This window comes from Nocardia sp. A7 (genome assembly GCF_046549215.1).
GTDB lineage: Bacteria > Actinomycetota > Actinomycetes > Mycobacteriales > Mycobacteriaceae > Nocardia.
Genome location: NZ_JAJPWE010000001.1, coordinates 2,277,426 through 2,291,143, shown reverse-complemented (window position 1 = coordinate 2,291,143; position 13,718 = coordinate 2,277,426). Strand labels below are relative to the sequence as shown.

Annotated in this window: 11 protein-coding genes, 1 tRNA gene and 2 pseudogenes; 11 read left to right on the top strand and 3 right to left on the bottom strand. The window is 66.4% G+C overall.

The window, feature by feature from the left end; all coding sequences use genetic code 11:
* The 9 genes and pseudogenes from ACLJPD_RS10410 to ACLJPD_RS10370 form a co-directional block, all read left to right on the top strand.
* Positions 1-1,695 (top strand): ABC transporter family substrate-binding protein, encoded by a 1,695-nt coding sequence (locus tag ACLJPD_RS10410; protein WP_410871682.1) that lies wholly within the window; start codon positions 1-3, stop codon positions 1,693-1,695.
* Positions 1,692-3,380 carry an ABC transporter family substrate-binding protein gene (locus ACLJPD_RS10405; protein ID WP_410871681.1) on the top strand — a complete coding sequence of 563 codons (1,689 nt, stop codon included), beginning with the start codon at positions 1,692-1,694 and terminating at the stop codon, positions 3,378-3,380. Before ACLJPD_RS10410 ends, ACLJPD_RS10405 begins: the two co-directional genes overlap by 4 nt.
* Positions 3,377-4,018, top strand: a complete 642-nt coding sequence (locus tag ACLJPD_RS10400) for a hypothetical protein (RefSeq protein WP_410871680.1) — start codon at positions 3,377-3,379, stop codon at positions 4,016-4,018. The genes ACLJPD_RS10405 and ACLJPD_RS10400 overlap by 4 nt, the downstream gene beginning before the upstream one ends.
* Before the next feature lie 144 nt (positions 4,019-4,162).
* Positions 4,163-4,894: a FadR/GntR family transcriptional regulator gene (locus tag ACLJPD_RS10395; protein WP_410871679.1), complete on the top strand. Its 732-nt coding sequence runs from the start codon at positions 4,163-4,165 to the stop codon at positions 4,892-4,894.
* Positions 4,895-4,916: 22 nt separating this feature from the next.
* Positions 4,917-5,612, top strand: a complete 696-nt coding sequence (locus ACLJPD_RS10390; RefSeq protein ID WP_410871995.1) for a sterol desaturase family protein — start codon at positions 4,917-4,919, stop codon at positions 5,610-5,612.
* A 252-nt stretch (positions 5,613-5,864) separates the two neighbouring features.
* Positions 5,865-6,794: pseudogene (locus ACLJPD_RS10385) on the top strand (hypothetical protein).
* 74 nt (positions 6,795-6,868) lie between these two features.
* Positions 6,869-9,124 carry a heavy metal translocating P-type ATPase gene (locus ACLJPD_RS10380; protein ID WP_410871678.1) on the top strand — a complete coding sequence of 752 codons (2,256 nt, stop codon included), beginning with the start codon at positions 6,869-6,871 and terminating at the stop codon, positions 9,122-9,124.
* Between the two features lie 118 nt (positions 9,125-9,242).
* On the top strand, positions 9,243-9,485 hold the full coding sequence (locus ACLJPD_RS10375) for a hypothetical protein (protein ID WP_410871677.1): 243 nt from the start codon (positions 9,243-9,245) through the stop codon (positions 9,483-9,485).
* A gap of 163 nt (positions 9,486-9,648) precedes the next feature.
* Positions 9,649-10,275 (top strand): annotated as a pseudogene (locus ACLJPD_RS10370) (lipase maturation factor family protein); the annotation flags it as partial.
* A gap of 34 nt (positions 10,276-10,309) precedes the next feature.
* Here ACLJPD_RS10370 and ACLJPD_RS10365 read toward each other — a convergent pair.
* Positions 10,310-10,381 (bottom strand) — tRNA-Gly (locus ACLJPD_RS10365).
* Positions 10,382-10,607: 226 nt separating this feature from the next.
* Between ACLJPD_RS10365 and ACLJPD_RS10360 the strand changes: the two genes are divergently transcribed.
* The gene (locus ACLJPD_RS10360; RefSeq protein ID WP_410871676.1) at positions 10,608-11,030 is read left to right on the top strand and encodes a hypothetical protein; all 423 of its coding nucleotides are present in this window, start codon (positions 10,608-10,610) and stop codon (positions 11,028-11,030) included.
* A 47-nt stretch (positions 11,031-11,077) separates the two neighbouring features.
* Here the strand turns inward: ACLJPD_RS10360 and ACLJPD_RS10355 are convergent, their stop codons facing one another.
* The gene (locus tag ACLJPD_RS10355) at positions 11,078-12,010 is read right to left on the bottom strand and encodes an NAD(P)H-binding protein (RefSeq protein ID WP_410871675.1); all 933 of its coding nucleotides are present in this window, start codon (positions 12,008-12,010) and stop codon (positions 11,078-11,080) included.
* Positions 12,011-12,029: 19 nt separating this feature from the next.
* Here ACLJPD_RS10355 and ACLJPD_RS10350 point away from each other — a divergent pair, with 19 nt between their 5' ends.
* Entirely contained in the window at positions 12,030-12,821 is a 792-nt protein-coding gene (locus tag ACLJPD_RS10350) for a helix-turn-helix domain-containing protein (protein ID WP_410871674.1), read from the top strand.
* A 12-nt stretch (positions 12,822-12,833) separates the two neighbouring features.
* Here the strand turns inward: ACLJPD_RS10350 and ACLJPD_RS10345 are convergent, their stop codons facing one another.
* Positions 12,834-13,595: a lysophospholipid acyltransferase family protein gene (locus ACLJPD_RS10345; protein ID WP_410871673.1), complete on the bottom strand. Its 762-nt coding sequence runs from the start codon at positions 13,593-13,595 to the stop codon at positions 12,834-12,836.
* Positions 13,596-13,718 lie beyond the last annotated feature (123 nt).

Below are 13,718 nucleotides of genomic sequence, written 5' to 3'. Positions count from 1 at the left end.
ATGCGAACCCGTCGAATGCGAGCAGGCCGTGGTGCCCGGTTGCGCTGTGCCGCCGTGGTGGTGGCGGCCGGGATGATCGTGGCGGGCTGTGGGGGTGGCGACGAGTCGGCGGCCGGGTTGAGCGACGCGATCGGGTCGACCAGCGACGTCAACCCCAAGGGCGTCGACGAGTTGCGCGAGGGCGGCAACCTGCGCCTGGCCACCACCGACTACCCCGCCAACTGGAACATCCTGTCCAATGACGGCAACAACGGTGAAATCGGCGAGATCGTGTGGACGATGATGCCGCGTTCCTTCGAGATCGACGCCGCGGGCCAGCTCAGCGTCAACACCGATTTCTTCACCGATATCCAGCTGACCGGCTCCGATCCGATGCAGGTGACGTATTCGATCAATCCGAAGGCTGTCTGGTCGGACGGTTCGCCGATCACCTGGGAAGACATCGCCGCCCAGGCGCACGCGCTGAGCGGCCGCGACAAGAGCTACCTGATCGCGATCACCAACGGCTTCGAATTCGTCGACAAGGTGGAGCGTGGCGTCGACGACCGACAGGCCGTCCTCACCTTCAGCAAGCCCTACGCCGACTGGCGCGGCCAGTTCTCCGGCAACTCCGCCCTCTACCCGAAATCGGTGACCGGCACGCCGGAGGCCTTCAACAACAGCCTCGCCGATGCGATCACGCTCACTGCCGGGCCGTTCGTCGTCAGCGCAACCGACCGCGGTCAGGGCCGAATTACGCTGGGGCGCAACCCGAAATGGTGGGGCGACAAGCCCGTTCTCGACACCATCACCTACAGCGTGCTCGACCACGCGTCGTGGGTCCAGGCGTTGCAGAACAACGAGATCGACCTGGTTCGCCTGACCACCCTCGACGACGTGAAGACTGTGCGCGGCACCGAAGGGCTCGTCGTACGGCGCGCTCCCGGTAATCGCTGGCGCCACATCACGTTCAACGGCGCGCCCGGCTCGATTCTTGCCGAAGAAGGCGTGCGCGTCGCTGTTTCCAAAGCGATCGACCGCGTCGGGATCGTCAACGCCTTGCAGAACGGGCTGGTCGAGAACCCGAAACCGCTGAACAACCACGTCTTCCTCCAGGGCCAAACGGGCTACCAGGACAACAGTCTCGGCTTCGACCCCACCGCCGCCGCGGCGCAACTCGACGCTCTCGGCTGGAAACTCAACGGCGACGTCCGCGAGAAGGACGGCCGCAAGCTGGTCATCCGCGACGTCATGTACAACGACCCCACCTGGGTCCAGGTAGCCCAGATCATCCAACAGAACCTGGCCGCCATCGGCGTGGCACTGACGATCGACACCAAGCCCGCCGCAGGCCTTTTCACCGATGTCATCCAGCCAGGCGACTTCGACGCCGCCCAGTACATCTACCAGGGCGACCCCTTCCCCCTGAGCAGCCTGCGCCAGATCTACTACTACGACCCCACCGACCTCCAAGCCAACTACGGCCGCATCGGCTCCCCCGAACTCAACGCCCTCATCGAACAAACCCTCACCGAACTCGACCCGGCGAAGTCCATCGACCTCGCCAACCAGGTCGACCGCAAGGTATTCGAAGAGGGCCACTCCCTGCCCCTGATGCAGTCCGACGGCAGCGTCGGGGCCCGCACCACCCTCGCCAACATCGGCTCCCCTGGATTGGCATCGTACGACTACACGAAGATCGGATTCACGAAATGACCACTACTACGCATGCCCGGCGCCTTCGCCAGGCCGGTTTCCGCATCGCGGCACCAGTTTTCGCAGTGACGTTGGTGCTGAGTGGATGTGGATCCGATACCGAGGTGCAGTCGGGATCCAGCGCGATCGGCGCCGTCAACGACATCAATCCGCAGGACCGTGATGCCCTGCGCGACGGGGGCAATCTCCGGCTGACGCTCACCAGTTTCCCCGCGACGTTCAACAACCTCCACGTCGACTCGGACGGCGAGATCAGCGACCTCACCGCTTGGGCACTGCCTGGCTCGATCAATTCCGACGCGGCCGGCAATCTCACGATCGACCACAACTACTACACCGACGTCGAACTCATCGGCACCGACCCACAGCAGATCAAGTACACGATCAACCCCAAGGCGGTCTGGTCGGACGGATCTCCGATCACCTGGGAGGATCTGGCGGCCCAGGTCAATGTCCTGAACGGTCGCGACCCCGCCTACAAGATCGCGGCGGACCAGGGCTACAGCAGTGTCGAGAAGGTCGAACGCGGCGTCGACGACCGGCAGGCGATCGTCACCTTCGCCGAGCACTACGCGGAGTGGAAGGGCCTGTTCAACCCGCTGTACCCACGTCAGCTCTTCGCTTCCCCCCAGGCATTCGACGACCTGTACCGCAATGACATGCCGCTGTCGTCGGGGCCGTTCATCATCACCTCGATCGACCGTGCGCAGCAGCGGGTCGTGCTGAGCCGTAATCCGAAGTGGTGGGGCAATGCGCCCAAGCTCGACACCGTCACCTACAGCGTGCTCGACAATTCGGCGCGGCTGAACGCGCTGCAGAACAACGAACTCGACGTCAGCACCTTGTCCGGCATCGAAGAGATCAAAACCGCGACGAATACGTCCGGCATCACGGTTCGCCGCGCACCGGCGAACAGGTTCTCGCACTTCACTTTCAATGGTGCGCCGGGTGCGTTGCTGTCCGATCCGAAGCTGCGGGTGGCGATTTCGAAAGGCATCAACCGGCAGGCGATCGCCACGGCTACCCAGAACGGCGTGGTCACCGACCCGAAGCCGCTGAACAATCACCTTTTCCTGGTCGGCCAGAAGGGCTACCAGGACAACGCCGAGTCGGTGTCCTATGACCCGGCCGCCGCCGCCCGCATGCTCGACGAACTCGGCTGGAAGCTCAACGGCGACGTGCGCGAGAAGGACGGTCGTAAGCTCGAGATCCGCGATGTCATGTACCAGGCCGATACCTGGGTCCAGATCGCGCAGATCGCCCAGCAGAACCTGGCCGAGATCGGCGTGAAGCTGATCATCGAGACCTACCCCGGCAACGGTTTGTTCACCGAGGTCATCGACCCCGGCAATTTCGATATCGCCCAATTCGTCTGGTCGAAGAGCATTTTCCCGCTCGGCGCCCTGCCCCAGATCTACGCCTACGATCCCGCGAACCCGTTGAGCAACAAGGGCCGCATCGGTTCGCCCGAACTCAACGCGCTGATCGAAGAGGTAATCGGCGAACTGGATCCGGAGAAGGCGATCGAGCTGGCGAACAAGGCCGACCGGATGATCTTCGAAGAGGGATTCTCGCTCCCCATCGTGCAATCCGCCGGTGCTGTCGCCACCCGGAACGGCCTGGCGAACTTCGGTGCCGAGGGGCTGGCCTCCTACGACTACACCAAGATCGGCTTCATGAAGTGAGTGCCGGCCCGGCGCGCGCACTGGCTTATCCGCTGCTCGTCACGGGCGGCACTCTCGCGGTCGTCGCCGCGTGGGTGCCGTTCGCGGATATCGATCAGCTGAGTGCGCTCGCCGTGGTCGCTCTTGCTGTACTCGTCTACACCGCTTATCAATTGGGCCTCGCCTTCGGTGTTTTCCCGACCGGGCTTGTTGCGGCAGGGACGGTGGGCGGTAGGCGGGTTCGGCAGCAGTATCGGCTGGTCAGCCGGTCGTGGTTGGAGATCAGCAGTGGGGGCCGGGCGGTGTGGCAGCCGGTCTTCTATGACCCGGCGCTGTCGGTGCTCACCCCGACCGACTTAACAGTGACCGGACGATCCATCGCCGAGGGGACCACACGTTTCTATCCCTCGGGGCGGGTCCGCACTGGCGAGCCAGCGGGCAAGCTGGTCGACAATCCCTCCCGGGCGAGCGAACCGCCCGCCTACGGCATCCCCCGCCGCCTGATCCTCGACATTCAACCCGCGATCGGCGCGCCCCTCGTCGGCCTGCTCTGGGTCTATGTCATGAACGGCGGCGTCGGCGCGTTCGTCGCCGCCACAACGGTCGCCGCCGCCACCTTCACCTGGCTTTCCGCCATTCGCGGCTCCGACCCCAGCTGATCAGCCTGAACGTTTGATCACCAGGCCTCAGTGGATTTTCCTTCTCGGGCGATGTCTACCTGAAGGCCTGGTGATCAATCGCCCAGGTCGACAGCACTGGTCTGACCACTTGACCTCTTACCAACATGGGTGCACTATCGACGTATGGCATGGACTCCTGTGGTGAAGCGCTCGGTATCCGGTGATGTGTTCGAGCAGATCGCCGCCGAGGTGCTGGGTGGGGAGTTGATCGCGGGGAGCACGTTGCCGAGTGAGCGGCAGTTGGCCGAGGCTTTGGGGGTTTCGCGGCCCGCGGTGCGGGAGGCTTTGCAGCGGTTGGCCGCCGCCGGACTGGTGTCGGTGCGGCAGGGCGAGGCCACCACCGTGCTCGACTATCGGCGCAGCGCGGGTTTGGAAGTGCTGCCGCGGCTGCTGTTGCGAGGCAGCACTATTGATCCCGCTGTGGCGCGGAGCATTCTCGAAGCGCGGCTGCACAACGGGCCGAAGATCGCCGAGCTCGCCGCGGCACGGGTTCGCGGTTCGGCTGGTGCGCCGGTCGATATCGAGCTGACACAGCTGCACGAATCCGTGGATTCCCTTGTCGCCGAATCGGATCCACTCACCCAGCAACGGATCGCCCTCGAATTCTGGGATCACATTCTCGATCTCGCCGATTCGATCGCCTTCCGGCTGATGTATTCCATGCTGCGCGCCGCCTACGAACCCGCCTTGGCCGCGCTGGCGCCGATCATGTCCGCCGAGGTGGGCAATGCCGACGCCTACCGAGACCTGGCCGCCGCGATCGCCGCGGGCGAGCCGAAACGGGCCGCCGACACCGCCCGAGCACTGCTCGAGCCGGCGACCACCGCTCTCATCCATGCCCTCGACGGGGCATGATTCACCCGAGGAAGCGCCCATGATGAATGACCGTCCGACAACGACGTCGCACGACACCGCCGCCCGTTCCCCCCGCGCGATCCGCCGCAGCTTGACCTTGCGCGCGGCAGCGCACGAGTTCCTTCGGCACCCGTCCCCGTGGATGATCGCCACAGTTTTCGTTGCCACGCTGGCGACCCGCGTGGTGATCGGCGACTGGCAGCTCACCGACGGTCTGGTCCCCCTGGTGATTCTCGCCGCGTTCCCGGTCATCGAATGGATGATTCATGTCACCGTGTTGCACTGGCGCCCAAGGCATCTCGGCCCGGTGACACTTGACAGCGAGCTGGCCCGCAAACACCGCGAACACCACGTCGACCCGCGCGACATTCCGCTGATCTTCATCCCACCGAAGTCGCTGCTGCTCACCATCATCGCCCTGATCGCGATCGCCCTACTCGCCTTCCCCCGCACAGCCCTCGGCCTCACTTTCCTGCTGACCATCACCACACTGGGAATGCTCTACGAGTGGACCCACTACCTCATCCACACCGACTACAAGCCGAAACATGCCCTGTACAGGGCGATCTGGCGCAATCACCGCCACCACCACTACAAGAACGAGCACTACTGGTTCACCGTGACCACCTCCGGCACCGCCGACCGCCTACTCCGCACCGCCCCCGACCCGGCCACAACCCCGACCTCCCCCACGGCCCGCAACCTCCACGCCGACTAGGTTCCAGCGCACAGGCCCGGCTCGCAGCTGCACGCGAGCCGGGCTTTCGCATGTTCACCGACGGAAATCCTTCCCGCCATCACCGTGGTGGCCATGCGCACTCCCGCCTCGGACGAGGTCGACGCGATTGTTTGACTTTGTACCCTAGGGGGGTATGGTAACTATTGAAGACCATCGCAGGCACCGCTCTGGCCGACGCCGTCACCGCAGCCGGCTTCCAACTCGCAGACTGAACAGAATCGGAGCATCCCGATGAACGCAACAGGTAAGTTCGCCGGATTCACCCTCGGCCTCGCGGCGGTCTTCGGGATCGCTCTGGTCGTCGGCGCCCTGGTCGGTCCGGAACCCTCCGAACCGACCGGGCACGACGAGCACTCGACGGCGGCGGCACCGTCCGATCTCCCCGGTGGACTGCTGGTCACCGACCAGGGCTACACCCTGGCCCTGGACAAGCCGAACACCACGACCGCGGCACAGACGCTTATCACCTTCCGCATCCTCGATGCCACCGGAGCCCCGGTCACCAAGTACCAGGCCAGCCACGACAAAGACCTGCACCTGATCGTGGTCCGGCGCGATATGGCCGGTTTTCAGCACGTACACCCCGTGCTCGACCCGACCGGAACCTGGACCGTGCCGCTGAACCTGAGCCGGGCCGGTGACTAACGGGTCTTCGCCGACTTCACCCCTGCGGGCGGGTCGAACCTGACCCTCGGCACCGATCTGCGCGTCGCGGGCAACTACGACGTGCAAGCCCTGCCCGCACCGGCCGCGACAGCGCGGGTCGGCGAGTACACGGTGGCGCTGAACGGCACCATCACCCCCGATACCGCATCGAAGGTGACCCTCTCGGTCAGCCGCGACGGCACTCCCGTCAACGACCTCCAGCCCTATCTCGGCGCCTACGGTCACCTGGTCGCCCTGCGCGCCGCCGACCTCGCCTACCTGCATGTTCACCCCGAGGGCACACCCGGCGACGGGACCACCCCCGCCGGCCCCGGCATCGATTTCGTGGTGAACGCGCCGAGCGCCGGTGACTACCGGCTGTTCCTGGACTTCCAGCACCAGGGCGTGGTGCGCACGGCCGAGTTCACCGTGAAGGTCGCGCGATCGAGCGACACCGTGACAACCGATCCGACACCCGCACCGGCCGAGGACGGCACCCCGGGACACGGTCACTGAGCTATCGACACCACCCGTCGAGTCCACCCGCGACCGCTCAGCAAGAATTGCTATCAGGAACGAAGGAGCACCCCATGACCGCCGTGACACACCCACCGGGCACCGGCCAGGTAGAACTGGTGATCGGTGGCATGACCTGCGCTTCCTGCGCGAACCGGATCGAGAAGAAGCTCAACAAGCTCGACGGGGTCACCGCCACGGTCAACTACGCCACCGAGAAGGCGCGCGTCGACTTCACCGGCGATGTCTCCCCCGAGGCACTGATCTCCACCGTCGAGCAGGCCGGCTACACCGCTGCACTCCCCGTGCCGAAGAAGCCCGACACCACCGACGAGCCCGCCGCCGAAGCGGACCCCACCGCTTCGTTGCGCACCCGCCTGCTGGTCTCGCTGGTGCTCACCGTCCCGGTGATCGCCATGGCGATGATCCCCGCCCTACAGTTCACCAACTGGCAGTGGCTCTCGCTGACCCTGGCCGCACCGGTCGTGATCTGGGGCGCGCTCCCCTTCCACCAGGCGGCGTGGACCAACCTGAAGCACGGCACCGCCACCATGGACACGCTGGTGTCGATGGGCACGCTCGCCGCGTTCGGCTGGTCGCTGTTCGCCCTGTTCTGGGGCACGGCGGGCACGCCGGGAATGAAGCACCCGTTCGAATTCACCATCGCGCGAATGGACGGCACCGGCAGCATCTACCTCGAAGCCGCGGCGGGCGTGACCACGTTCATCCTGGCCGGACGGTATTTCGAGGCACGGTCCAAGCGTCGGGCGGGCGCGGCGTTGAAGGCGTTGCTCGAGATGGGCGCGAAGGATGTCGCACTGTTGCGCGACGGGGTCGAAACGCGAATTCCGGTGGAGCAGTTGGTCGTCGGTGACGAGTTCATCGTGCGACCGGGCGAGAAGATCGCCACCGACGGTGTGATCACCGACGGCACCTCCGCGGTCGACGCGTCCATGCTGACCGGCGAAGCCGTGCCGGTCGAAGTCGGTGTCGACGACGCCGTCACCGGCGCCACCGTGAACGTGGGTGGCCGACTCGTGGTGCGCGCCACCAGAATCGGTGCCGACACCCAGCTCGCCCAGATGGCGCAACTGGTCGAGGACGCGCAGACCGGCAAGGCGCAGGCGCAGCGCCTGGCCGACAGGATCTCCGGGATCTTCGTCCCGATCGTCATCGCGCTCGCCGTCGCGACGCTCGGATTCTGGCTCGGCACAGGCGGTTCCATCGCCGCGGCCTTCACCGCAGGCGTCGCCGTGCTGATCATCGCCTGCCCCTGCGCCCTCGGCCTTGCCACCCCGACCGCGCTGATGGTCGGCACCGGACGCGGCGCGCAGCTCGGCATCCTGATCAAGGGACCCGAGGTGCTGGAATCGACCCGCAAGGTCGACACCATCGTCCTCGACAAGACCGGCACCGTCACCACCGGCAAGATGACCCTGCTCAAGGTGATCCCCGCCGAGGGTGAACAGCGCGGCAAGGTGCTGGAACTCGCCGGTGCGCTGGAGGATTCGTCGGAACACCCGATCGCCCAGGCGATCGCCAAGGGCGCACGAGACGAGTTCGGCACACTGCTGCCGGTGGAGGGCTTCGCCAATGTCGAGGGCCTCGGCGTGCAGGGCGTGGTCGACGGGCACGCGGTGATCGTCGGCCGGGCGCGACTGCTGGCCGACTGGTCACAGCCACTCGACGAGAAGCTGGAAACCGTGCTGGCGGAAGCGGAATCGGCCGGTAGGACCGCGGTGGCGATCGGCTGGGACGGTAAGGCGCGCGGTGTGCTCGTGGTCGCCGACGCGGTGAAGCCGACCTCCGCACAGGCCATCGCCCAGTTCCGCGAGCTCGGTCTGACACCGATCCTGCTCACCGGCGACAATGCCCGCGCGGCCCGCACCATCGGCGACGAAGTCGGCATCGACGAAGTCATCGCCGAGGTGCTCCCACAGGACAAGGTCGACACCGTGAAGCGGCTGCAAGCCGAAGGCAAGGTCGTCGCCATGGTCGGTGACGGCGTCAACGACGCGGCCGCCCTGGCGCAAGCCGATCTGGGATTGTCGATGGGCACCGGCACCGACGTCGCCATCGAAGCCAGCGACCTCACCCTCGTCCGCGGCGACCTCCGCGCCGCCGCCGACGCGATCCGCCTGTCCCGACGCACCCTGGCCACGATCAAGGGCAACCTGTTCTGGGCCTTCGCCTACAACGTGGCCGCCATCCCCCTGGCCATGGCAGGCTTGCTCAACCCGATGCTCGCCGGTGCCGCCATGGCATTCAGCTCGGTCTTCGTAGTGAGCAACAGCCTGCGGCTACGCCGATTCAAGTCCACCGCGAAGTAGGGCAAAGGCCCGTGATCACTGCTGGCTCAGGAGATGTATCGAACACCGTCGACCGACTTCGATCCGGCACCGGTCCTCGCCGACGGTTCGGTGCGGCTCGGGCCGGTATGAGACGGTGGTGCACGCGGGGACGCACGACGGGATTCCCGTCCTCACCTTCACCTCGCCATGGCAACCGGAAACCGTTGCCCTGCAACGTCCCTCGGCGCGGTATCTGGCGATGATCGGCGCCGGGCTGCGCGAGGCGCACGGGTGGGACGCCGATCGCGTGGTCGAGTATCTGCGCGGGCGACCCGGGATCGCCGAGCACTGGGACGAGGCCGACTTGCACTGCGCGCTGCTCGGCGGCGCCGGACTCTAGATTTCTCGGTCCGTTCGCGGGTATTCCCACCATGTCGACCACCGGGAGCGCACGCATGGAGTGGTTCACGGCACCGGAGTACTGGCAGGGCAGGCTGATTTTCCAGCGTGGTCTGGCGGTGGTCTACGGCCTGGCCTTCCTGGCGGCGGCGCTGCAGTTCCGCGCGCTGCTACCTGGCCCGGACACCGTTTCGCCGGGCGCCGAGCCCCGATGGTTCCTCGGCGCGGGGATCGCCTTCGTCGCGACGGTCGTGGTGCTGAGCTACTTGCCGGTGCGCAATCTGCTCTCGGCGCGGCAGGCGATGAATGCCTCGTTCGACCCGTTGCACCTGGTCAACACCTATGGCGCGTTCGGAAGCATCACCCGGGTCCGCCAGGAGATCGTGCTGGAGGGCACCGAGGCCACCCACCTCGACGCCGACACAGTCTGGCGCGAATACGAGTTCAAGGGCAAACCGGGTGACCTGCGGTTTCGCCCGCGCCAGTGGGCGCCGTATCATCTGCGACTGGACTGGCTGATGTGGTTCGCCGCGCTGTCCCCGTCGTACGCGCGGTCCTGGGCGTTGCCGCTGGTCATTCGGCTGCTCGACAACGACCCCGACACCCTGCGCCTGCTGCGGCACTGCCCGTTCCCCGACGCACCGCCGCGCTACCTGCGCGCCCGGCTGTACGAGTACCACTTCAGTTCGCGCGCCGAACTGTTCCGCGAGCGGATCTGGTGGCGCCGAACCCTGATCGGCGAGTTCCTGCCGCCGCTGGATCACGAACGCGTCGCACGGCGTCGACAATGAGAAAAGCCCGGCACGATGGCCGGGCTTTTCGTTGAGCGGATGACGAGATTCGAACTCGCGACCCTCACCTTGGCAAGGTGATGCGCTACCACTGCGCCACATCCGCGTGCCTTTCGAAGCCGTTCCGGGGCCGCCGGTGACTTCGTCGTGCGAGAAGGAACTCTAGCGCGAAACCCCCGAACTACGAAATCCGGGCTCACTTATCAGCGGCCGCGCCGGTGAGGTTCGAGGTGGACCGGCGCCGTTAAGTGGGTCACAAGGTCGTGGAAATGGCTGCGGGGGAATGTTTTTCGTAGCGCGGCTCTGGTCGCGGGAATTATGGGAGGGACGGTATGAAGACTCTGGGGATGATCGCGGCCGGTGTCGCGGTGACGGCGGTGACCGTGTTGGGGGCCGGGCCGGCGCAGGCCGATTTCACCGATCAGGTGGAGGCCACCGACAGCGGGGAGAACGTGGAGGACGACGGGTTCGGGGAGTACGCGATCAGCCGTGCCGATCCGGGGTCGTGCCTGGTGGTGCAGAACCACACGGGCGGCCGGGTGACGTTGCGGTTGAACTACCCGGCCAGCGGTGGGAAGTGGCAGTTCGACCACGACCAGATCGGGGTGCTCGTGCACAAGGGCAAGCTGGTGACCTCGCCGTCCGGGCATTGGAACGTGCGGACGAATCCGCCGATCAGGTTCCACTGGGTCTACGACGGCAACATGAACAGGCGTCAGGGCTGCAACGGGTCGTGGCTGCTGACAATGAACTGAGCGAGCGGGGCCCGGTGCGCCACCACGCGCCGGACCCGTCCGCCAGGTCAGCTGGGCACTGTCATACCGGCGAACGCGGCGCGATGGTCGGCGGCCCAGTTGGCGTAGCTGCGGGGTGGGCGGCCCAGGACGCGCGCGATGTCGTCGGTGACCAGTTCGTTGTGGCCGCCGCGAATGAAGGATTGGCCGGTCAGTGCGCCTGCAACGAAGGCGGGCGGCAGGCCAGCGGCGACCATGAAGGCGCGGGCGTCGGCTTCGGCGATGTCGGTGACGGCGATCGGGCGGCCGATGACCTCGGCGAGGACGGCGGCCTGGTCGCGGCCGGTTTGCAGGTCGGGGCCGGTCAGGGTGTAGGTGCGGCCGTGGTGCTCGCTCGAACGCAGCGCCGCGACGGCGACCGCCGAGACATCGCGCGGGTCGACCACGGCCTGCGAGCCGTCGCCGGTGAGGTTCGGGACGGGATGACCATCGCGCAGCGGTTCGATCCAGCTGAACGTATTCGACGCGAAAGTGTTGGAACGCAGGATCGTCCACTCCAGACCGGAGTCGCGCACGGCCTGTTCGCCCGGCACATGCCAGGAACCAGGCACGCCCAAACGCGGGTCGCCGGTGCCGACGGCGGACAGCTTCACCACGCGTCGCACGCCAGCGACCTGCGCGGCAGCGACCAACGCGGCGTCGGTGCCGGTGTCGTCAGGGCCGGGAACGCCGACGAGGAACGCGGCCTCGATCCCTACCATCGCGGGCCCGAAGGTGGCCGGGTCGCGGTAGTCCACCCGAACCACCTCCACCCCGGCGGGAAACTCGGCCCGCTCCGGGTCGCGGGTCGACGCCCGGACGACGACGCCCTCGGTTACCAGCTGTCGAACGATGTCGCTTCCGATGGTGCCTGTCGCACCGGTGATCAGGATCATGTGCTGAGCATGGCCGCCCTGCTGCCTGCGCGGATAGGAGAAATCGGCACGGACATCGGGGCGCACCGCGTCTACTGTTGAGTGGATGCGGTACCTGACCTCGGCGCACATCGAGACCCTTGTGACGACACCGGAATCGTTGCGCCCGTGGCTCACCGAACTCACCAGCACACCAGTGTTCGACGATCTCGTTCAGCCGTTCGCGCATCCGCCCCTGACAACGACCACCGTGGTGCTGCGCTCCGAAAAATCGGGCAGGAGTACAGCCTTCGTCGTCGGTGCGCAGACCAAGGCGTCGTATTCGCGGCCAGAGGAACCTGCCGGATGCGTGCGGCTGCGGTTGGAACCCGGTGTGACACGCCAACTCCTCGGGGTCACCGCGGGTGAACTCACCGACCGCGCGGTGCGTCTCGACGAATTGCCCGGCCCGCTGGGAACTTTCGCCCCCGAACTCACCCGGCTCCCTGCCCACGAGGCGATCGACTACCTGGACAGCGAACTGCCACAGCGCCTTTCCGAGACCGATACCGATCGCGCACACCGGATCATGCTGCGCGAGGCGATCTCCGTGCTCGCCGCCGACAATGCCCCCGCGCTGCCCGAACTCAGCGCCCGGCTTGCCGTCAGCGAGCGTCAGTTGCGCAAGCTGTTCACCGCCGGAATCGGGCTCTCCCCCAAGCACTTCGCGCGCATCGACCGCCTGCGCCGCGTCCTCGCCTACGCGGGCAACACACCGTGGTCACACCTCGCGGTGAACACCGGCTACTACGACCAGTCCCACCTCACCGCCGACTTTCGCACCCTCATGGGCGTGCCACCCGCCGCCTACCTCCGCGGCAAGCTCCCGGCACCGACCCGCTGCCAGGTGCCACGCTGAGCGAGGCGGACCTCAGCCCTCGGTCTCCTGGGTTTTCTCGGCCTTGCGGGCGAAACGTTCGGCCGCTTCGGCATCGTCGAGCGCGGTGGCCTCCTCCAGCGAAGGGGCACTGCCACCGAGACGTTTCGGGACCCAGTAGGCGCCGGGTTCGTTGTCGTAGTCCTTCTGCAGGTCGGCGAGCATTTCCTGCATGGTGGAGCGCAGTTGCGCGGTGAGGTCGGAGATGGGTTCGTAGGGCTGGATGGGGGCGCCGACGGCGATGGAGATGGGGGTGTTGGTGCGGCCGAGGCGCTTCGGGAAGCCCTTGGTCCAGACGCGCTGGGCGCCCCAGATGGTCATCGGGATGATCGGGACGTCGGCTTCGAGCGCCATGCGGGCCGCGCCGGACTTGAATTCCTTGATCTCGAAGCTGCGGCTGATCGTGGCTTCTGGATACACGCCGACGAGCTCGCCGTCGCGGAGGTATTTCACCGCTGATTCGTAGGAGTCGGCGCCCGCGGTGCGGTCGACGGGGATGTGCTTGAGGGCACGCATGATCGGGCCGGAGATGTTGTTGTCGAACACCTCCTGCTTGGCCATGAACCTGATGTAGCGACCAGGGGTGCGCGCGGGCAGACCTGCGTAGGTGAAGTCCATGTAGCCGGTGTGGTTGATCGCCACCACGGCACCGCCGGAGGCGGGGATGTTCTCCGCCCCCTTGACGGTGAACTTCAGACCTTCGAGGAAGAAGACGGTTCGGGCCAGGCCGATGATCGACCGGTAGACGGGTTCCACAATTCAGTGAGCGTAGTCGCAGATCCTCGTCTCCGGCAGGTCGCCGCCCAGGGGGCATATCACCGTACAATCGCGGCGTTCGCTCGCGCAGGCGAAACCGCTTCGCGCACACCGGTCTACACC